This window comes from Burkholderia sp. 9120, from assembly GCF_000745015.1.
In the GTDB taxonomy this organism is placed as follows: Bacteria; Pseudomonadota; Gammaproteobacteria; order Burkholderiales; family Burkholderiaceae; genus Paraburkholderia.
The window spans coordinates 4673871-4694450 of record NZ_JQNA01000002.1 but is presented as its reverse complement, the minus strand read 5'-3'; the positions used below and the strand labels follow the sequence as shown (position 1 = coordinate 4694450).

The 20580-nt window shown below is 63.4% G+C and carries 18 protein-coding genes and 1 pseudogene; 4 read left to right on the top strand and 15 right to left on the bottom strand.

The window, feature by feature from the left end; all coding sequences use genetic code 11:
- Positions 1 to 65 precede the first annotated feature (65 nt).
- From FA94_RS29070 to FA94_RS38280, 6 genes are all read right to left on the bottom strand, one after another.
- Complete coding sequence (locus FA94_RS29070; protein ID WP_035557868.1) at positions 66 to 416, bottom strand: hypothetical protein; 351 nt, start codon at positions 414 to 416, stop codon at positions 66 to 68.
- An 8-nt stretch (positions 417 to 424) separates the two neighbouring features.
- Entirely contained in the window at positions 425 to 727 is a 303-nt protein-coding gene (locus FA94_RS29065; RefSeq protein WP_051980855.1) for a hypothetical protein, read from the bottom strand.
- Positions 724 to 915 carry a hypothetical protein gene (locus FA94_RS29060; protein ID WP_051980853.1) on the bottom strand — a complete coding sequence of 64 codons (192 nt, stop codon included), beginning with the start codon at positions 913 to 915 and terminating at the stop codon, positions 724 to 726. The genes FA94_RS29065 and FA94_RS29060 overlap by 4 nt, the downstream gene beginning before the upstream one ends.
- A gap of 69 nt (positions 916 to 984) precedes the next feature.
- Complete coding sequence (locus FA94_RS39600) at positions 985 to 1191, bottom strand: lysozyme inhibitor LprI family protein (protein WP_231585053.1); 207 nt, start codon at positions 1189 to 1191, stop codon at positions 985 to 987.
- Positions 1192 to 1586: 395 nt separating this feature from the next.
- Positions 1587 to 2075, bottom strand: a complete 489-nt coding sequence (locus FA94_RS29050; protein ID WP_051980851.1) for a hypothetical protein — start codon at positions 2073 to 2075, stop codon at positions 1587 to 1589.
- The gene (locus tag FA94_RS38280; RefSeq protein WP_081936208.1) at positions 2072 to 2437 is read right to left on the bottom strand and encodes a tlde1 domain-containing protein; all 366 of its coding nucleotides are present in this window, start codon (positions 2435 to 2437) and stop codon (positions 2072 to 2074) included. The genes FA94_RS29050 and FA94_RS38280 overlap by 4 nt, the downstream gene beginning before the upstream one ends.
- A 385-nt stretch (positions 2438 to 2822) precedes the next feature.
- Here FA94_RS38280 and FA94_RS29045 point away from each other — a divergent pair, with 385 nt between their 5' ends.
- Entirely contained in the window at positions 2823 to 3872 is a 1050-nt protein-coding gene (locus tag FA94_RS29045; RefSeq protein WP_035557866.1) for an aldo/keto reductase, read from the top strand.
- A 70-nt stretch (positions 3873 to 3942) separates the two neighbouring features.
- On the opposite strand, the gene FA94_RS29040 is transcribed toward FA94_RS29045, so the two are convergent.
- Entirely contained in the window at positions 3943 to 4302 is a 360-nt protein-coding gene (locus FA94_RS29040) for a carboxymuconolactone decarboxylase family protein (protein WP_035557863.1), read from the bottom strand.
- A gap of 119 nt (positions 4303 to 4421) precedes the next feature.
- Here FA94_RS29040 and FA94_RS29035 point away from each other — a divergent pair, with 119 nt between their 5' ends.
- From FA94_RS29035 to FA94_RS38865, 3 genes are all read left to right on the top strand, one after another.
- Positions 4422 to 5405: an AraC family transcriptional regulator gene (locus FA94_RS29035; RefSeq protein ID WP_035557860.1), complete on the top strand. Its 984-nt coding sequence runs from the start codon at positions 4422 to 4424 to the stop codon at positions 5403 to 5405.
- A 207-nt stretch (positions 5406 to 5612) separates the two neighbouring features.
- Positions 5613 to 6158 carry a DUF2778 domain-containing protein gene (locus FA94_RS38275; RefSeq protein ID WP_353611446.1) on the top strand — a complete coding sequence of 182 codons (546 nt, stop codon included), beginning with the start codon at positions 5613 to 5615 and terminating at the stop codon, positions 6156 to 6158.
- Positions 6159 to 6172: 14 nt separating this feature from the next.
- Positions 6173 to 6454 carry a hypothetical protein gene (locus FA94_RS38865; RefSeq protein WP_035557856.1) on the top strand — a complete coding sequence of 94 codons (282 nt, stop codon included), beginning with the start codon at positions 6173 to 6175 and terminating at the stop codon, positions 6452 to 6454.
- Positions 6455 to 6461: 7 nt separating this feature from the next.
- On the opposite strand, the gene FA94_RS29025 is transcribed toward FA94_RS38865, so the two are convergent.
- From FA94_RS29025 to FA94_RS28990, 8 genes and pseudogenes are all read right to left on the bottom strand, one after another.
- A complete protein-coding gene (locus tag FA94_RS29025) occupies positions 6462 to 7031 on the bottom strand; it encodes an FUSC family protein (RefSeq protein ID WP_035557852.1) in 570 nt (189 codons plus the stop codon).
- Positions 7032 to 7045: 14 nt separating this feature from the next.
- Positions 7046 to 8416 (bottom strand): annotated as a pseudogene (gene pelG, locus FA94_RS29020) (exopolysaccharide Pel transporter PelG).
- 69 nt (positions 8417 to 8485) lie between these two features.
- Complete coding sequence (pelF, locus tag FA94_RS29015; RefSeq protein ID WP_081936204.1) at positions 8486 to 10108, bottom strand: GT4 family glycosyltransferase PelF; 1623 nt, start codon at positions 10106 to 10108, stop codon at positions 8486 to 8488.
- Positions 10105 to 11478, bottom strand: a complete 1374-nt coding sequence (locus tag FA94_RS29010; protein WP_231585052.1) for a sugar ABC transporter permease — start codon at positions 11476 to 11478, stop codon at positions 10105 to 10107. Before FA94_RS29010 ends, pelF begins: the two co-directional genes overlap by 4 nt.
- Positions 11465 to 12943 (bottom strand): PelD GGDEF domain-containing protein, encoded by a 1479-nt coding sequence (locus FA94_RS29005; protein ID WP_035557848.1) that lies wholly within the window; start codon positions 12941 to 12943, stop codon positions 11465 to 11467. Before FA94_RS29005 ends, FA94_RS29010 begins: the two co-directional genes overlap by 14 nt.
- A gap of 122 nt (positions 12944 to 13065) precedes the next feature.
- A complete protein-coding gene (locus FA94_RS29000) occupies positions 13066 to 13581 on the bottom strand; it encodes an LpoB-related protein (RefSeq protein ID WP_051981346.1) in 516 nt (171 codons plus the stop codon).
- Between the two features lie 110 nt (positions 13582 to 13691).
- The gene (locus FA94_RS28995; protein ID WP_035557844.1) at positions 13692 to 17600 is read right to left on the bottom strand and encodes a tetratricopeptide repeat protein; all 3909 of its coding nucleotides are present in this window, start codon (positions 17598 to 17600) and stop codon (positions 13692 to 13694) included.
- The gene (locus FA94_RS28990) at positions 17575 to 20493 is read right to left on the bottom strand and encodes a bifunctional glycoside hydrolase/polysaccharide deacetylase family protein (RefSeq protein WP_081936202.1); all 2919 of its coding nucleotides are present in this window, start codon (positions 20491 to 20493) and stop codon (positions 17575 to 17577) included. Before FA94_RS28990 ends, FA94_RS28995 begins: the two co-directional genes overlap by 26 nt.
- Positions 20494 to 20580: the final 87 nt, after the last annotated feature.

Genomic DNA, 20580 nt, shown 5'->3' with positions numbered 1-20580 from the left:
GGGCGAGGTGGCGGGTTTGGAGGATTCAACTGCACGCGGCTTCAATCTTGGCAAATTCGTGTCACTCACTTCTTCGTCACTCGCCGCAGTGGCACGAAGCGCGCGCTGTCGTATGCATTCGTTGACGCGCGGCCGTCGCTCTTTCTGATCTTGATGAAGAAAAGCGTGGGTGAAGTGTCAACCATTCCGCCGCATTCCGGTGCATGGTTCTCACGAACCCGGACGTCGAAGCTAGCGCCTTTATCGAACGTGTCGAAGAACAGGCAATCAATCTTGTCCGTGGTCAACTGATACTTGCTAACCAGCCTGGATGCCCATACCGCCGCAGTGCCATCATCCGGCACGGCCAAAGGCCTTGCGTGAGCGAAAGCGCAGCTAGCCAGCAACGCGATTGCAATGGTCCATCGAGTCATCATGGAGGCCTTTATCGACGAGCGGGATTCCGGTAACGACGCACGACGGTGTAGCAGATGAACAGAAGCGCAGCGACCAGTAACGTAGCTATCGTCCAATAGAGGAGCAGTGCGAGCACTTCCATGTCATCGGGATTCGCCAGATCGTTGTGTCGCGTGACGGCCAGGCAAAAGCGGATGAACCTGTCGACGGGGTCCGGCATATTGCCGGGATACACGTCGTCGAAGTAATAGGTCAGTTGCAATCCGCCGAAGATGGAAGTGAGAATCCAGAGGACGCTCAACGACGCTTTTATCAGAATCTGTTTTTTCATCTCTTCATCAAGCCAAGGATCCGCTTCGCCTCGGGAAGACCATCGGAAAGATCAAGGTAGTCAACCACATCTGTAAAAGTCCACTTGCCGACGAAATCGCTAATCGTCGCATGTAGCGTTTGCGCTGCACACACGAAGGCGCAGGCCATCAACGCGATAGCCGCATATGAAAGCTTACGGCCGACCATTGCGCGGCCTGCTGAAAGGGCATGGATTCACGCTAACGGCAGTTTCTCATTACCCCGCTCGCGGCCGCGTCAATTATCGTGGCATTTTTTCGCCCGGATGACCTTCGTCATGCGTTCTGTCTCGTCGGCCTCGCAGGCGGCAATTTCCATCGGAACGATCGAACCGCCGCCGTTTTCCTCCACTGCTGACTTCTTGCAACTTGCATCGCGGCGCTTCTTCCACGCGGTGATTTTCTTTTCGAGTCCTGTCTTGCAGGCAGCGGGTTTCTCGTCCAACGCATCTTGTAGCTCTGCGCGGCCACTACCGATCGCGCCATGCGCAGAAGTTCAGACTGATTTGGTTGGCGTCGCAGTTCGCGAGCATGCCTTGCACTTCACTCGCGGGTAGTCCGCTTTGTTTCGAAATCACGTCAGCTGGGTCTGAAGCCTTGGCGAATGCCGATGAGCATACGAGTGCCAACAGCACGGACGCGCGCTTCATTGCGCACCGTGTTTGAAGGGTTCGGCCTCTTTGCAGCGTCGATTGATGAGTCCGTTCACCTTGCGTGGTGGCCGGCGCCTGCCATGTGCCTGGTCATTCGACAGGCAGATTCGTAATGTACCGGGCGAGCAGCACGCCTGGCACAAGCGTTGCCGCCACGTTTGCAATGTATCGACCGATCCGCTTCACTTTAAGGCTTCGCCAACTCCGCCAGACACGCATCCCTCACGTTTTGCAACGCCGCGTCATGCACGTCGCGCAACGCGGCTTTGGCGCGCCTGATGTACGCCGGAATATCTTTAACCGTGTCTTCGATGAACGGAGCAGAGCAGACGCGACCGACGCCGAGCACCGGCCCGTTATTCGGATCAATGGCCCTGAGTACCGCTTTGGGGTTCTTCGGAAGAGCGTACGCCAACCCGATTCCAAGGTCTTCGGAATTTCCGCCGTCCGTCCCTTCGGCCAGCTTAGGCGCGAGCGCAACCCATGCCGTATTGCCGGAATCGATACGAGTCAGGACGTTGTCCCACTCGGATTCCGACATGCCGCTCACCGTGGCCTTTGCACCTTTGTTATCAAGCTGCTTTGCCAGGACGGACGCGTTTGGTTGAGCCGCAATTGCCGGTGCGGCTGAGCAAGCGAATACGAGTGCCAATGTGAAACCAGAAGCGCGCTTCATTGGATAACCTCCAAGCGTCGGTCGCCGCTTGACCCTATTCGGTGGCGAGTATGAACGCCCATGATGATGCATCCGTCAGATGCCTGTCCCGGATGAGCCGTGCTGTCGCCATGGATTCGGAAAGCGCTTCGCCCGAAGGTATTCGTTCCCACCATGGGCGCGAGGTTGAGCGTGAAGCTTCCGGTGTGTGGAGAGCTGTGAGGCGCACCGATTTGCCAGCTACCGCGTGGGATCGGCCCTACGTTTTGAATTGACTGCATGGCCGGATTGTTTTTACCGGTGGCAGCACCTGAATAACCCGTTTCGACAGATTCGCCATTAAACGAAAGTTTCCCGGTGCTTTGCTGAAATGTCCACGGCATGAGGCTGTCCCAAAGCTAAAAACGGCAATTCTATATGAGGAATAGGGGCGATTTTATGCATCGGGAATCTGATTCTGATGCCGTTGCAAAATTTTACATCCTCACGCTCTGGCGTTAAATCCGCTGCCTGGCCTGATATAAACACGAATCAATTTAGTCCCATACGGAACTCGTATTCATGTCGTCAAACATCTCTGAGCCAGGAATACATCACGACTAATCCCACAGCCCCGCCGTCTGTCAAAATCCCCCACAATCAAAAGCGCCCATGTTCGACGGATCATTGACGTACCGGATGAGCATTGCCGCCCCGCCAGCCGACTTCCCCCAATTGCAGTAACCTCTACGCCTCACCCATCCACCCCTTCACGATGGAGTCTCCGCAATGCGTTACAACCCGTTAGGCCGCACTGGAGTTTTTGTTTCAGAACTATGTCTGGGCACGATGACCTTCGGCGGCGGCGAGGGCATCTGGAAGCAGATCGGCGATCTGCAGCAGGCCGACGCGGAGCGGCTGGTCGGCCGGTCGCTCGACGCCGGCATCAACTTCATCGACACGGCCGACGTCTACGCGGGCGGCCTGTCCGAACAGATCACCGGCCAGGCGCTGAAAAACCTCAAGGTGCCGCGCGACAAAGTCGTCGTGGCGACCAAGGTGTTCGGCCAGACCGACGAGTTTCCGAATGCGCGCGGCGCGTCGCGGTATCACATCATCGACGGTGTGAAGGCAAGCCTGAAACGCCTGCAACTCGATCATGTCGACCTGTATCAGATCCACGGTTTCGATCCGGCCACGCCGATCGAAGAAACCGTGCGCGCGCTCGACACGCTGGTTCAGCACGGCCACGTGCGCTATGTCGGCGTGTCGAACTGGGCCGCGTGGCAGATCGTCAAGGCGCTCGGTATCGCGGAGCGCCTTGGGCTCGCGCGCTTCGAATCGCTGCAGGCGTATTACACGCTGGCGGGGCGCGACCTCGAACGCGAACTCGTGCCGATGCTGCACAGCGAAGGCCTGGGCCTGATGGTGTGGAGTCCGCTCGCGGGCGGTTTGCTGAGCGGCAAATATGGACGTGAGCAGCAGGGCGAGACGGGCAGCCGTCGCACGACGTTCGATTTTCCGCCGGTCAACCGTGAGCGCGCGTACGACTGCATCGACGTGATGCGCGATATCGCGGAGGCCAAGCACGTATCGGTCGCGCAGATCGCGCTCGCGTGGTTGTTGCACCAGCGGGTGGTGACGTCGGTGATCGTCGGCGCGAAGAAGGTCGAGCAGCTCGACGACAACATCGCCGCGACCGCCGTCACGCTGACCGCGGATGAGCTAGCGAAGCTCGATCAGGTCAGCACGCTGCCGGCCGAGTATCCGGGCTGGATGCTGGAGCGCCAGGGTGAGGTGCGTCGCAAGCAGTTGGAAGAGGCGCGGCACGCGGTGTAACTACCGCGCGCAACGAAGCCGGTTGCATGCTCGTGTGCATGTAACCGGCTTTTTTCATGCAGTCGGACGATTACCGACCCGCATCCGCCGCGTCACTCGAATAAGCCGCGACCGCATCCATCGTCCGGGCCGAGTACACCATCGCCGCGCCGGCATTCATCGCCACCGCCACGCCCAGCGCTTCGGCGATTTCATCGCGCGTCGCGCCATGCTTCAGCGCTTCGGCCGTATGCACGGTAATACAACCGTCACAACGCAAGCTCACCGCGACCGCCAGCGAAATCAGCTCACGCGTCTTCGCGCCCAGCAGATCGCTTTTCTGACCCGCGCTCGACATCGTCTGATAGGCCCGGACGGTATCCGGCGACAGTTTGCCGATCTCGCCGATGCGGCCGAACAGTTCTTTGCGGTATTCGATCCAGTTCAACATGGCCATGCTCCTTCGTCTCTATTGCGCGTCGGCGGGTGCCGGCGTCGTGAGACAAAGTATTGCGCTGCGCCGCGATATCCTGAATACTCAATTCGCTCAACTTTTAGCGCGATCGTCTCATGGACATGCTCAGCCGATTGATCGACCTTGCCCGCCCGCAAGCCAGCCTCGATCTGCGTTGCCTTCTCTCGGGCGGCTTCGATATCGATCACGCGCCGATGGAAACGGGTATCGCGCCGTTTCATCTGGTGCTCGGAGGCGCCTGCCTGATCGAAACCACCGGCGGCGGGGAAGTGGCGCTGCGGCCGGGCGATTTCGTGCTGTTTCCGCACGGTGCGGCGCATCGTGTGCGCAATGTGGCGCGAACTAACGCCACGGCGCCGTTGACGCTAAGTCACGACGGCATGCTGCCCGTGCGACGCAACGACGGCCACGACAGCGACGATAGCAACAACGGCGACAACAGCAACGCGCCCGCGGCGCAGCCCGATGTCGATCTCCTCTGCGGCCGCTTCGTTTACTCGCCGGGCTCATCCGCGTTACTGCTGAATGCGCTGCCCGATCCGTTCCACGTGTCGCTCGGCGGCGCGCAGGCACTCGGGCCGTTGCAAACGGTGATCGCGCTGATGCGCGCCGAGGCGGAGCATCGTCAACCGGGCGCGCTGGCCATCGTCACCGCGCTGAGCCACGCGCTCTTCGCGATGGCCTTGCGCGTGCATGGCGAACAGAACGCGTCGACCTCGGGCGTGCTGACGCTGCTCGCTGACGCGCGTCTGGGCGCATCCGTACAAAGCATGTTGAGCGCGCCGGAGCGTGCATGGACGATTGCCGAACTAGGCGACGTCGCCGCGATGTCCCGGGCCACTTACGCGCGCCATTTCAACGAGCGGGCGGGCATGACGGTAATGGATTTCCTCACGCAGATCCGCATGACGATCGCGTGCGACCTGCTGTTGCGCACGCAGCGTAGCGCGGCGGAGATCGGCGAGATGGTGGGCTATCAATCGGAAGCCGCGTTTGGCAAGGCGTTTCAGCAAAGTATCGGCGTGACGCCGGGGCGTTACCGGCGTCGGCCGCAAGAGGATGATGCGGCGCAAGGCTAGCTGCGCTTGCTTGCGGCGAATGCCGCTCTGCGCACCTGGCGATCGTGAGGTTTGCAAATCGTGTGTCAGAAAATACGTACGTTGCTCGGGACATTCAGATTGCATGCCGTGCTTACGTGCGCTTTACCGGTCCGAGGCTGGCTGTATCGAGAATAACTCCTTGAAGTACGGCGTGACGCGAGAGAGTGAAATCACGGAGTGGCTTCAATGATTTATGAGAGAGCCACGTTGATAGTATGGCCGTCCCCGAACGGACATAAAGAATGGTCATATGCCAGTCGCATGCACTTTCATTCTCAACAAGCAGAAAACTTCGATTCTCACATGTCCAGGAACCGCACCTGTACGGCCTTTTCTGGAACTGATCGAGGGCGGGACAATCCGGACGACACGGCTATTCCGAATCTCGGACCGCTACCTAAAGGAGTTTATTATCTGGTCGACCGCCATTCGGGTGGGCGTATGGGAATGATGCGTGACTTGTGGAGCACATACGGCTTTGGCTCCACCGACAGGCAGTACTGGTTCATGTTGTGGAATCCCGTGTCGGGCGATACCACGAACATTAACGGAATCGCCAGGGGAAATTTCCGGTTGCATCCAATGGGGCCGCTCCGACTGAGCCAAGGATGCATTACCGTCGTCAATTCGGGTGCATTTGATGCACTTCAAAAATTCATTCGATCCAGGGGGCTCACGATGCCGGTTCCAGGCACTACGATGAAGGCATACGGAACGGTTGAAGTGAAATGAATAGACAGCTTGCAATGAAAATATTAGCCGTCGTGGTCTTTGTGGTTGTTTCCGTTATAGGAGGATGGTATCTCGCGTGCCTCTTCAGTCTCCTGCCGTTCAACATGCCGGATTTCGTCGACGGCTTCATCCGCTTCGTGCTCTCGGTGACGGGAAACAATGACCTGGCGAACGCCGACGACATGGAAATGCTCGCCTTACTTCTTTACTGGATCGTTTCCACGCTGTTAGTCGGAGGCCTGATCTTCGCCGGCTACCGCACGCTATGGCGCTACCAACGAACGGCTCATCGCTGACCGTCCCTCACGTATTGCGCGGCTTCCCAAACCACCGCTGTTCAACCTTCGACATCAACCACGCCATCAACAACGCGCACACCGTGCCCAGGGTCACCTCACCCAACCGCAGCAGCGCCTTATCCCAGGGCGGCCCCATCCCCGGCACCAGCAGCATGATCGTCGCGGTAATCCCACCCAGCCGCGCCGCGCTGCCCACATTCAGAATCCAGCACACGACAATCGCGACGCCCACCGTCGCCGCATAAGCCGCGAAATACCCGCCGCCAAGCAGCGCGCCCGCCAGCCCGCACACGCCACCCACCATCGCGCCAATAAACTGATCGCGCGACAGATTGCGCGTGTCGATATAGCTATGCTGGCTGACCGCGATCGCGGTGATCGCGGCCCAGAACGCCTGCTCGGTATGCAGCAGGCGGCCGATCTCGAACGCGAGACTCGCGCCGGCCACCGCCTGCACCGCCATGAAACCGCCTTCGATCAGCCGCTCGCCAAGCGGCAACGCCTTCAGAAAGGCAAACAGCGAGTTGGCTGCACTCGCTCGCGCGTTACGTGTCGATTCGTTGGGTAAGGTCATCGAAAGAGGAGGCCTTATTGCAGCATGAAGGTCTCGTATTCTAGCGATTCCAATTTACGATCGAGCAGGTAAAGACTCGCCAGCACGACCACCAGCAGCGCGCCCGCGAAACCATAGCCGTAGAAAGCGGGATTGAGCGCAAGCGTCAACGCCGTGAAAATCACGTTCAACACGACGAACCCCGCCACCAGACACAGCACGATCTTGCGTTTGTCGAGATAGAAGAACACGTTGATCGTGCCCATGAACACGACCTGCATGCTGGCGGCGATCACGTCGATATAAAGCAGCGGCAGATAAAGCGTCGAAATTTTCAGCCACGACAGCAGCACGGTGCCGGCGGCGAACAGCATCATCGCGGCGATGGTCTGCACCTTGATGATCTCCCAGATGCCGTTGCGCAGCGCTTCCACCATCGCGTTGCGCATGCGCTCGATATGCTGCAGCGACGCGCCTTCGCGCACCGCGTCGTAGAAGGCGTCGTAGTACTCCACAAAGTCGGTTTCGATCCGCATCAGAAACACCGCCATGCCCGGAATGATCGCGAGATACGCGAGAAACACGGGAATGTCGTAGATGAGCGACGCCCGCAGCGGCCCGATCACCGGCTGGCCCGTGCCGGGCGAGTACCAGAACATGAACTTGTCGACTCAGATCGCGAGGTTGTACAGCAGACCGGTGAGCATCAACGACGGGTAACGGTACTGTTTCCAGAACACTTCGAACGAGATGAAATGATCGCTGCGGTAATCGCGGTAGATCAGCGCGAGCAGGCCGACCAGCAAGATAGTCTGGCCGGTCACGAAGCCCGATAGCAGCCCGGTCAGGCCGAAGCGGTTGAGCGCGAGCGCCGCACCGGTGGTGAAGGTATAGCCGATAAAGAACACCACGATGATCGACACATACTGCTTCATGCCCGACAGAAAAATCGTCGCGATCCAGATGTTGCACATCACGACGAAGCCGGCCAGCATGAGCAGCCGGTACGCGACGGTCTGCTGCGGAAACAGCAGCACGATCGCCAGCGTGCCGAGCACCGCGGATGCCGCCGTCACGACGAACGCCACCGCGTGATAGTTCGGCAGCACCAGGTCGTCGCGCTTTTCGAACAGACGGTCGGAGGTAAAGCGCGTGTAGGCAAGTTGCAACGGGCCGGTGAGAATCAGCGACAACGAGATCAGATACGTCACCGAGACCTGAAACTGTGTGATGAGCCCGGTGGGCAAGACGAACGGCAGGCTCAGCACACCGATCAGCAGAATGCCGACGATCGACAGCACCCACGGCCCCGCGCCGATCAGCCCGGCGTACGTATAAGCCTGCATCAGCCCCAGCAGCGTATCGCGGCGGAGCATCTTGCGCAGTTCGAACCCGATTCCGGCCATGGCGATCCGTCCCGTTTGCGTTGAGTGGGGAGTGGCTCAGTGCGGCATCCGCGTCGTCTGAGCGCCGCTTCAGGACGACAGCGCCTGCTGCGGCGTCGGCTCCAGATTCGCTAGCGCGGTAAGCCGCGCGTACAACTCGCGATACGAGCGCACCATCTGGTCCTGCGTATAAAACCGCTCGACCCGTGCAATGCCCGCTTTTTGCGCCGCGTGCCAGTTGCGTTCGTCGAGCAGGTCGAGCGCCGCTTCGGCGAGCGCGCGCGGATCGGCGATCTGCACCACGCGGCCCGCCGCACCGAGCGCCGCGTCCTCGCCGTCGAGTCCATAAATCAACTGGCGACACGAGCCGACATCGGTCGTCACCGAGGGCACGCCCGCCGCAAACCCTTCGAGCACCACGAGCGGCAGCGCTTCGGAAATCGAACTCAGCACGAGCACGCCGCATTTCGGCAGCAACTCGTCGATCTTCTGGAAGCCGAGAAACTTGACCTTGTCCTGCAAACCGAGACTCTCGACCAACGCGCGGCATTCGTTCGCGTACGACTCGTCCTCGTCTTCGGGGCCGGCGATCCAGGCTTCGGCCTCCGGCATCTGGCGCACCACGGTCAGCATCGCGCGAATGAAGGTCTTGATGTCCTTGATCGGCACCACGCGGCCGATCAGGCACAGCGTCTTCGGTATCTGCGCGCCGCGTTGCGCGCGCAGCGGCGCGAGCCGCGGCAGGTTCACGCCGTTGGGAATATTGGCGGTCTTGTACTCGGGTGCGCCGTCAACGATCTGACGTCGACGGTTACCCTCGTACAACGCGATGATGTCCTCGGCAGCGTCGTAGCAAACGTGGCCCAGCGTTTCGAAGAAACGCACCCACAGATCGCGGAAATAGCCGATCTGCGACACGTCGCGTTCGAAAATGCTGCGGTTGTCGCGAATCCATTGGCTCTGGAACAGATCGATCTTGCGTTCCTTCGTGTAGATGCCGTGTTCGGACACCAGCAGCGGACGGCCATGCCGGTAGCGCAGCAAAGCGCCCAGAAAACCCGCGTAGCCGGTCGAGACGGTATGGAACATCTTCGCCTTTGGCAGTCCCTCGGCAATGCGGGCCAACTGCCACAGCGGCTTGTGCATGATTCGCACGGTCCAGAAATAATCGACGAACGACGGGTCGGTGCAGAACTGCCGGTATTGATCGGTCAGGTAGGTCCACGATTCCTTCGAATACAGAAACGCTTCTTCGCCGAGCGCGCCGCCGGGACGCAGATCGTCGAGCATGTCCCTGAGCATCCGGCCGGCCGCCTGGCGCATGGCAGGGTTGCGCAGTTTCTCGTGCATCTGGCCGGCCTGCATGAAGGCGGCAGGGTCGCCGGCCTGGTGGCGGATCATCGGCGGCGGCGCGAAGTCGTACAGATAGTGATTCTCCAGATGCACGACGTTATCGGGCAACGCATACGACATCTTCGGATAGTCCTGTGGACGGCTGCCGAGAAAGCACAGCGCGAACGTGTACTCCGGGAACGCGCGGATGATCTGATTGACCCAACTGGAGACGCCGCCGCTCACATAAGGGAACGTGCCTTCGAGCAGCAGCGCGATATCGGCTGAGGCCGCGCGCGGGAGTTTGGCCGCGGCGTGCGGAGTGTGCGGGGTTTGCGCAGCGTGTGCGACGGTAGCGGTGGCGGCTTTGGGAGTGTTCATGTTGGGCGTCTCGGCGGTGCGTCCGGCGCGGACAGGGGGTCGGGCATGGCACGGCGCATGGCGCCGCGAGCCGATGAGTCGGAAGCGTTAGACAAGCTGGATGCGTCGGGTGCGTTGGCGTCGGCGTCGGCCGCGCGCGGGCCACGCGAATCGCGCGGGTCGGCAGCGTTAGTCGCTGTACTCGCTGCACGCGCTTCACGCCCTTGCCAGAACGCCAGCACCGCGTGCAGCGTCGAGCCGCCCGCGTGGCTGTCCATCTCGCGCAGCAAACGGCGCACGCGCGAGAAATCGCGCCGCAAATAGGCGGCTTCGGCGAGATACGGCAGCATCCGTTCGCGCGGAAAACCGCAGTCGATAGCGCGTTGCAGCATCGTGTCGGCGTTGTCGAGTTCGCGGCGGTCGAGCGCGAGGCGGCCGCGCAGACGCCAGAGCGAGGCGTCGTCGGGATCGGCGTCGAGCGCCGCGATGGCGAAACCGTCGGCCTGATCGGCGGCGTTGCGATAGACGTCGCCAGTCACCAGATGCTCGTAGATCAGCTCGCTGTACAACTCGGCGAGGGTCTTGTTGGCGCGTCGCCGGTCGGTGTCGTTCAGCTCCGGATGCAGCTTGCGGTCGAGCTTGGGGCGTTCCACCAGAATCCGCTGCGTGAGGGCTTTCTCGCGATTGTCGAGAATCCCGTACGCCAGCAGGCGGATGTCGTCGAGCGGGTCGGCCAGCATGCCTTGCAGCAACGGAGAAACGGTGCGCGCGGGCATCGATTGCATGGCCAGCAGGGCGGTCATGCGAAACGCGGTGCCGGCGTCGGCGTTCTGCAACTCCGCCTTGAGACGCGCGCCACGGCCATACGACACGTTGCCGATCAGATTGGCGGCGAATTCGGGCTCGTCGATCTGCGTGACCGGCAAGCGTTCAGGCGGACGCGGCAGGATTCGCGCGATGGCCAGCGCACCGAGCGTGCAGGCCACCCCGCCGATCGGCAGCGCGAAGTTCAGGAACCACAGCGCGGCGAGCACGCCTGTGCGCGGCGCGCGGTAACGCGGCGGCAGCGCGCGGGCGATGCCGAGCGAGATCAGCAGGGCGGCCAGCGCCTGCATCAGCAGGCAGAGCAGCAGCGTGTGCGTGTTCAGACGCGCGGCGTCGCTGGCCGGTGCGTCGTCGGGGAGGCCGCCGAGCCATTGCGCGGAGGTGTCCGGCGCGCCGTGGGTGGCGATCAGGAAAACCGCGAGTTGCAACGCGACGCCCGTGAGTCCGGCGAGCAAAGCCAGCGCTGCGGACAACACGCCGGAGCGTGAAGCCGAAGCGGAGCCACGGGGCGACACATAGGCCGACTCGGAGGCTGCCCGCACCGAATCCGCGTCAGGCTCGTGCATCGCAACGCTCCAGCAAACGCCGCAATTCATTCACCGGATCCGCGTCGGCGATCAGCATCGCGTGCACGGCAATCCGGGCCGATTCGAAATCGACGCCGTATTGCGCGCGCAGATTGTCTTCGATCCGCAGCAGATAACCATCGATCGAGCCTTCGCCAGACAGCGGCATCAGCGTCAGAATCGCGCGCAGCGGCCCGTTGTTGCGCGCCCATTGCACGTCCAGCGCGCGCCGCGTGCGCAGCACGTGGTCGTACCAGGTGGTGCTGGCCGTGCGCTCGTCGAACACCAGCGCGACCAGCGACGAGCGCACCCGCGTATCGCGATACAGATGCACGAGCCGCGCGTAATCGAGCGCGAAATCGTAGGGACAATCGGGAAACACCTGCAGCAGGTCGCGCGTGACGTCGGCATGCTGCACGCCGTCCGCGTAGTAGTTGCACAGCACCAGCAGGAATTGCAGGTTGTCGCGCGTCAACGCGAGAAACGGCATGCGCTCGATCACCAGCAGGCCGACCGGTTGCTTCAGCGCGTCGATCAACGGCACGCACGCGATATAGCGGCTTTGCGCGGCCTTTTGCTGGGTCGCCGACTCGATATGCACCAGCGTGCGGACTTCGAGTGCTTCGCGCACCAGGGGATCGTCCGCGTCGAGCTCGAAGGTGGTGCCGATCCATGCGGCGGCTTCGTGATGCGGATGGCCGTCGCGCCACGCGTAAAGACGCGCGCCTTCCAATTGGCAAGCCTGCGCCGCGGTATCGAGAAACTGTTGCGCGCCACGCAGATCCACCACGCCGCGTTGCGCGTTACCGGGCTCCTGGGTCAGCGTCACCGCGCGCATACGCGCCAGCGAATCGCGCAACGTGGCGGGACGGCCGAGCAGATCCTGTTCGAGGCGTTCATGCGAAAGCCGCAGCAGAAACTGATTGCGCGTGAGGATCGACAGTCGCTCGGCGAGGTAGTCGTTCGCCATGCGCGCCTGGCCGAGCCGCGTGATCCACACGTCGCCGAATTGTCCGCACAGCAGCGTGAACGCAAAGCCGCCGAAGAAGAAGCCGACCGGAAACGGCTGCGGTTCCATTTGCGGCTCGCCCAGCGCATGCGCGATCGAACCGAGCGACGACGGGTCCGCGCCCGGATACAGCACGTACCAGGCGCCGAGCAGAATCAGCCCGGAGAACGTCCCGGCAATCGACCCGTAGCGCAACGCCAGCACGATCGGCACGCTCCAGATCCACACGAAGCCGACGTGAATCAGCAACGGGTTGAGCGGCCGGAACAGCCAGCACAGGCCGATCGCGAGCAGCGTCGCGAGGACCGATTCGAGCGTGGTGACGGCGCGGCGACGCGCCGAGCCGCGCGGCGGCGCGACCAGCCGCGCCCACCACGAGCCCGCGCCGATGCTTTGCGCCTGGCGACGCTTGAAGCGGGAGCGCGGCGCGAATTGATCCGGAGCACGCGTGTTCATGGCGAGGGCTTCCTGATTTCGGTTGAAAGACCGCTGGCGTGAGCGCCTGGCCCGCACGTTCCGCGTGAACGCTGCGAACGTTGAGATGGCACCGGACGTATCGGCATGATCCCGGCTCAGCGTCAGCGCGCCAGCGGGCTCAGCAACTCGCGCTCGAGCTTCTGCGCCACGCCCGACACCGCGTCGCGGCTCCAGCCAGTGCGGCTGCCGGTGCTGGTCCAGACGACCTTGCCGCTTTGCACGTCGAGCACGTCGAGCGTGATGCCGACGGCCGGCTCGCCATCCACGCCGACCTTGTAGCGCCACTCGTTGACCGCGCCGCTCAGCGCATAGTGCGCATTCTGCTGACGGGCCCAGTTCAGCGCGTTCTGCTGGGCGTCGGGCTTGGCCGGATCGAACAGCGTTTCGTCGTCGGCGCTAGTCGGATAGCGCGTCAGATTGGCGTAGCCATACGCGCTCAACAGGCTTTGCGCGATCGATGCGGCTCGCTGTCCGGCTTGCGGCGTCTCGGTGTTGTTGGCGATCGGCAGGATCACCCACGTATCGCTCTTCGAGAACGCCGGCGCGGTGCTCCGGTCGATCACCGAGCAACCGCCAAGGGCCGCGCCGACTGCGGCGCCGAGCACGATCGACAGCATCGCGGCGCGCACACGGGGCCGCTTCGTTTGAGCTTGTTTTGCTTGGTCCATCTTGCTCTCCAGTCAGACAGGCTTGATTTGCGAGGCAAGCCGCGGCTTGCCGACGTCTTCTAGTACAGCCACTGATACCGCGCGCCGATTTCCTTCACCGAGGTCGAGTGATTCGACGACGCCCCCTGATACAAGCCGTAGATCAGCACCTGATCGCCGCCGAACAGGCTGCCCACGAGGCCGGCCATCACCTGGCCCGACCAGCCCGCGCGCGAGTCGCGCAACGGACCGGCGGAGAACATCGGCCGCCAGCCTTTCGAGTAGTTCTCCGGCAGGTCGTCGCCGAAAGAAAACAGCAGGCCGCCCTGCGTGAAGGTTTGCGGCATGAAGGCCTGCGCGTTGAACGGAGTGCCGGCCGGCAGCAGGTTCTGCAGCGCCGCGCCCGGTGTGCCGTTGGCGCTGTACTGGCCGTGCGAGAACACCGCGCGGATCGTGTAGTCGGGATAGTCGGCCTTGATCTTGTAGCCGGCGTTCAATTCGACGAGATGGCCGTCGCCGAGCGACGAGCGGTCCTGGCCGTGAAAACGGTCGTACTCGTAACGGCCGCCGCCGAACCAGTGCGAATCGAGCCGGTAGTTGAAGCCGACCGACGCCATGTCTTTCACGCCGGCCACGGTCAGTTGCGTGGTTTCGGTGGCGGACTGGTTGTAGCCGGCGGCATAGGTGAGCGTGAGTTTCGGGTTCACCGCGTAGGTGCCTTCCACGCGCGCGGTCACGAAATCCTTCAACGCTTCGCGGCGGCCGACGATCACGTGTTCTTCGTCGTATTGCCCCTTGTGCGAGTAGACGCCTTCGAGCAAGCGGTCGTGATTCGGCGCGTTGGGCAGCGACCCGGCGTCAGTGCTCTGGTCGCGTTGCCGGTAGCGCAATTGCAGCGCCTGCGACGGCGTCAACCGCACGCCGCCCGTGACCGATTCCTCGCTGAAGCGCAACGGCCCCTGGTCGCTGTAACGCACCGACGGCGAGACCGCCTGCGCGTTGCTGAGCAGCCGGTCGTGCAACTGGCCGTGCATCACGCTGTCGTTGGGCAGGCTCGTGAGCGACTCGAACGCGGTGGTTTGCGCATCGGCGTTGCGGCCGGTCAGCGTTTGCGCATCGACCCTGTTTTGCCGGGGAATCAGATCGGGCAGGGTGTCGAGCAGCCGCGACAGTTCGTTGACGTCGCCCTCGTTGATCGCCAGTTGCGCCTCGGCGTACACCGGCCGCGTGCTGCGTTGAATGTATTGCTTTTCCAGCCACGCGCGTTCCATGTCGGACGCGTCCTGCACCTGGGCCCACGAAATTGCCGCCTCGCGCGCGATAGCCGTATAAACGCGCCGCTCTTTGCGGATCGCGTCCTGTTGCGCGGGCGGCAGCAGGCCGATGTCGCCGAGTTCGGAGGTCTGCGTCGACTGCGCGTCAGCCTGACTCGCCTGGTCCGCGCGCAGCATCTCGATCAGCACGGCGCGCGAGCGGTCGCCGTTGTCGAACAGCGTGGTCAGCGCGACATAGCGGCCGCGCAAATCGTCCTGCTCGGCGGCGGGCAGCGCGTTGGCCTGCGCCGGATCGCGACGGCGCCGCGCGAGTTCGAGCCACACGCTGCGGCGCAATTGCCAGGCTTCGTCGATGCGACTGTTCAGCTCCAGCGCGTCCGCATAGGTCAGCCGCCACAGCGGACTCTGCGCGGCCTGCGCCGACTGCTTGTGCAGATAGTGCAGCGCCGCGCGGCCGTCGCCGAGACGCATCGACGCCGCGGCGTAGGGCGCCCACAGTTGCGGGTCGTTTTCGGCGTCGCCGGCCTCGTTGCGCATGGCATTGCGCAGCTCGGCGTCGGTGCCGCGGTCGGTCAGCATCCACAGATACGCGGCGCGCGCTTCGACGTTGTCGGGCGCGAGGCGCGCGGCGCGTTTGATGTCGCGCTCGGCGTCTTCCACCGAGCCGGTTTGCCGTTCGTATTCGGCGCGCGCCAGCAGGAAGGTGGCGGACTGTTCGGCGGCGCCGCGTTCCTCGGGCGAGAGGGATGCAAGCAATACGCGAATCCGGCCCCAGGCCCGCGCGCGCTGATAGTTATACAGCGCTTGCGAGAGCGCGCGCGGCGGCCCGCCATGGCGGTACGCGTATTCGGCGAGGCGGCCGGCGTCGAGCGGCGAATCGTTGTAGAAACCGGTCATCGCTTCGTAGTCGTCGGCGTCGGCCTTGCCGCCGGCAATCAGCGCGCGATAGCCCTGGTTCGCCTCGTGCGGATGCTGAACCGTGTTGGCGAGCAGCGCGTAGAAGCGCCAGAAGTCGCCATCGGTGTTCGGCGCGGCGGGCTTGGCTTCGTTCATCGCGGCGAGCGCGGCGTCGAACTGGGTGCGCGTGTAGAGCAGCGTGGCGATTTTCAGGCCATAGGCGCTGTTCGGGCCGAACTCGCGTTCGAGGTCGCGCCAGGTGCGCAGCGCGAGATCGTCGTCGCCTTTGCGCTCGGCGATCAGCGCGTAACGCTCCATCACCGCGCGACGCTGCGCGCCGTGCATGCGCGCTTGCAGAAAGCGCAGCGCGCTGTCCGGGTCGGCGAGTTGTTCGTACGAGAACACCACGGCGTCGATCAGCTTCAGATTGTCCGGTTGCTGCTCCGACTGATGCAAGGTGACGGCCAGCACGGCGGCGTTGTCGTTCAGGCCGGGCGCGAGGCGCGCGACCTGCTGCCAGGCGTTGGCGTCGCCATTGGCCTGCGCCTGCGCGAGGTAGTTACGCAGCGCCACCTGCGGTTGATGATTCCATTCCGCGACCTGCGCGAGACGGCCGCGCCACAGCGCGGATTGCGGGTCTTTGTCGAGCGCGGCCTGAGCAATGCGCTGCGCGTTGGCGACGTCGCCATTGGCGAGGAACACGCGGTAGGCGAGTTCGTTGTCGGATTCGGCGGCGCTCGTGGGCACGGTTGCGGGGGGTGGCGCGCCGGTTGCGGGCGCCGCACTGGCGGCGACTTTAAGGAAGCCGCCGTGGTGGTTGTTCGGCGCGTCAGCACGAACCACACGCGCGGGCCGATACCACGCGGCGCGTAACCAGACGCCCTGAGCATTGCGATAGTCAGCAGGCGCACGATCGGCAAGCGCTGCGGGCCGCACTGAGCGCATCTCGCGCGGCATCACCGCCGATATCTTGAGCAGCCGCTTCACATACTGCTCGGCCAGATCAGGCCGGCCAGCCGCGAGCGCCAGATTGGCGAGATAGCGCAACGTATCGGGATCGTCGGCGAGATCGCCGAGATGCGCGTTCGCCGCCTGAATCGCCGCGAGCGGATCGTTGCCTGCCTGCAGCGCCTTCACGCCCGCGATGAAACGCGCGCGCCGCTGGTCCCGATCGTCGGCATGCCGTTGCGCCTCGAACCACGCATTCGCCGCCGCTGCATAGCGGCCGTTGCCGAGTTCGGTTTGCGCGAGGTCGACCAGCCAGCCGCTCGCATGCGCGGGATCGCGCTGGATCAACTGACGGTAATAACGCGCCGCAAGATCGCTGTCGTTCAATCCGCGCGCCTGACGCGCCAGCAACGCAAGCTGCTCGTTGTCCCACGTGTACGCGGCGGCCTCGTGCAGCAACGCGTCGAGTTCGCGCAGTCGCGCCGCCCGCGCGGGATCGTCGGTCTTCAGCAGGTACAGCCGCTGCTGCGCGATCGACACGCGAATCGCCAGCGCGCCTTGCCGCGCGGCCGGATCGTGCGACTGCTGCAAGCGGTCGAGCACGCGCGACGCCTCCGCAATCCGCTGTCCCTTCAGATACTCGCGGGTGAGTTCGGACAGCACGTCGGGATTGTCGGGATCGATCCGCAGCCACGCTTCCAGATACGCGATCGTCAAGCCGTCCGCGTTGGCGCCGCGCAGTAGCCGTGCTTCCAGCTTGTCGCGCGGATAGGCGAGCACCAGCATCAGCGCGGTGAGCGCGCCGAGCACGAGGATGACGGCCGGCGAAAACAGCCGTTGCCGTTCAGGTGTCGCAGGCGACGTCGACATGCAATTGATGGGCGTCGTTGGAAAGAGGTCGGCGGCTCACGCGGCAGGCGCCCGCATTCGCGAGGCGCCATTGCGGCGCGATCCGCGAGCGCAGATCGAACGAGAAGCCGCCCGACGTGCGTTCGAAATGGTCGATGCGGCCGTTCGCGTCGGCGAGATACGGCACGCGCGGCGCGCTGGCCGCATCGATTACCGTGAAGCTCGCCTCACCGCCGGTGAGATGGACATAGGTGCCGCCCGGACCGGGCAGATAGCCGGCCACGCCGGTCGCGCTCGCCATGTCCGGCACCCGGCCGGGCGGCAGCCGCACGGTGCGCAGTTGACCGGCGTCGCGCACCACCCAGCGCGCGCCGTCGCGGGCAATGCTCATGTCGAGAAAATCCAGCACCTTGCGGGCGTAGTCAGAGGAGAACACCGGATTCACCGGTTGCCGCAACACGGTGTCGAAAATCTGCTGCAGCGCCTGCACGGACGCGAACTTGGTGCCGGAGAACATGTGGTAGTAAATGTCCATCGGCTTGAAACGGATCGGCTGGTCGGTCATCGCGAAGGTTTCGAGCACGCGGGTGAAACCGTAGTACGGTCCATGCCACAGGTCGGTGTACAACTCTTCGTTCTGGTTCGGCGCGAACACCTGGAAGTAGCCGTCTTTCATCACGCCGAGCGGCGCGATCGCAGTCCAGCTCGGATAGCTTTTCGTGATCAGCGTGTCGCCGCCGTTCATGTTCAGCACGCCGGCGTCATACGCGGCCTTCAGCACCGGCGCGGGCACCTGGCAGTCGCCGCTCCACAGCACCATGCGTACCGGCTTGGTGAGCGGCGTGATCTGTTTGTCGATATAGCTGATCGACCCGCCGATCTCGCGGTCGATGTTGAAGCGGTAGCCGGGAATGTCGATCGACAGGCCGGTGCTGTTGGTCTGGCTGCCGCCTTCGGTCGGCACGTCCTTGTCGTTGGAAATGCCGAGTCCGGTGACGCGCATCCATTGCAACGGATGCGTGTAAGTGTGGGTCGCGACTTCCACGTTAGGCAGTTCGAAGATGCGCCGGCCGAGCAGGCGCAAATGCGCGGCGAAGGCCTTATACGGCCCGTCGTCGCTGACTTCGCCTTCGATCAGCGAGACGGTGGTCGGCATGCCCGAGTCGCGCAACAGCCGGAATAGCACGTCGCCGGAATATTGCGGCGACGCGTCGGTGTTCGGCATACCGTGGTCGCTGAATTCCGCGCGTGACGCGAAACCGTCGCCGTCGATATGCGACATCAGCAGACGGCGGCCGTTCTCCGTGGTGGTGTCGGGCACCGGCATGTCGGCGGGCAAGCGCAGCGCCGCTTGCAGAAAGGCGATGGGCTGCGTGACCCAGCGCGCCTGATTGACCGCGCCCAGATCGAACACGCCGAACGGCCGCATCGCGTAGCCGCCCCACGGCGTGAGCGCCGCGCCGTCGATCACGAAGTTGCCCGAGCGCAGCCGCAGCAATGAGCGGCTATGCGGGCCGACGCGCACGGCGGTGTAATCGTGCGGGTCCGGGCGCGGCTTCATTTCGAAACCCATCAGCTTCGGATCGAACGATTCGACCTCGAGTTTGCCGTTCGACGGCTGGCCCGGCACGACCTGCAAGTCGAGCTTTTGCGCGAGCGCCGGATCGAGTTGTGCGCCGAACGACGTGAACACCGCGATCGGCAAGCCCGCATCGATTTGCGCCGACAGCCACGCGCGATAGTCGGTGGCGCGCGGCACGTCGTTGTTCATCCACAGCACGATACCGGCGTAGCGGTCGCGCAGATCGCCTGGCGGCAACGGCTCGCGCGCGTCGGCGTAATCGATCCGGTAGCCCAGATAGTTCAGCGGCATGGCCAGAAAACGCACACCCGGCGACACGTTCAGATCGGTGCGCGCCGGTGGGTCCTGGATCACGAGAATGCGACGCCGCAGCGGTTCGACCGCGCCCGCGCCCACGGTGACAAGCCCGCCGTCGGTCACGTACGGCACGACGCCTTGCGCGCGGATTTGGCTGACGGCGTTCTGCGCGCAGACGCGATCGGAGGGCGCGCAATAGTCGATCGAAATCACCGGCAGATGGTATTGCTCGCGGATCGTCTTCGCCTCGCCCAGCAGCCAGTCTCGATCGGCTTGCGGGACTTCGGTATAGCGCTGCTGCGCCTGATTCCAGCCGCGATATAAAGACTCGAATGCGACCGCATAAGCGAGATCGTGAATTTGCGGCAGAATTTCGAAGCCGCGATTCAGGATCAGTTTCGCATTGGGATAGCGCTGTTTGATGGCGCGAATGACTGCCACCAATCCGGCCTGTTGAGCGGCGCGATCGGCATCCGTTTTGGCGACTAATTGCCATGAATCCAGCGTGTCGAGAAAAAAGCCGCGATAGCCTTTATCCCAGAGCGGCGTAATGACCTGTTCCACATACCACGCGGGCCAGCCCGGCTGACTTTGATCGACCACGCGCGAGGCCCAGGCTTCGTTGTGGCCCGCGAGCCAGGCTTTAGGCAGCGCCGCGTAGTAGCTGCGCGAAGGGAGCACTTCGCCGACGCTCGCGTAAGCGAACCAGGTGGTGTGCGGCAGCGCGTGAGCCAGCGGGTTGAAACCGCTGTCGGGTTCGACTACGGCGGCATCGTAGGCGGACAGCAGCTCGACGGGCGGGTTCTTGCCGTAATACAGCGCGAACGAAGGCTGGCGCGGGGTTGCGGCTGGGACATTCGCGGAGGATGAGGTCTGGGACGCAAACGCGCCTGGCGCTATCGCGGTGCTGGTATCCGTCGCGGCGTTTGCGGCGCCGCCATGCAGCCAGATTGAAACGGTAACCAGCGCGAATAATCCAAACCGCAACGCGAGCCGCACGACGTGCGACGCCGCGCGCTCAGGCCGCGCGGACATCGGCTCACGTGCTGCCGGCCGAAGCCAAACCCTGGGCGAGTAACGCGAGCCACATTGCGTCATTTATACGTGGCATTCGCCTGGAAC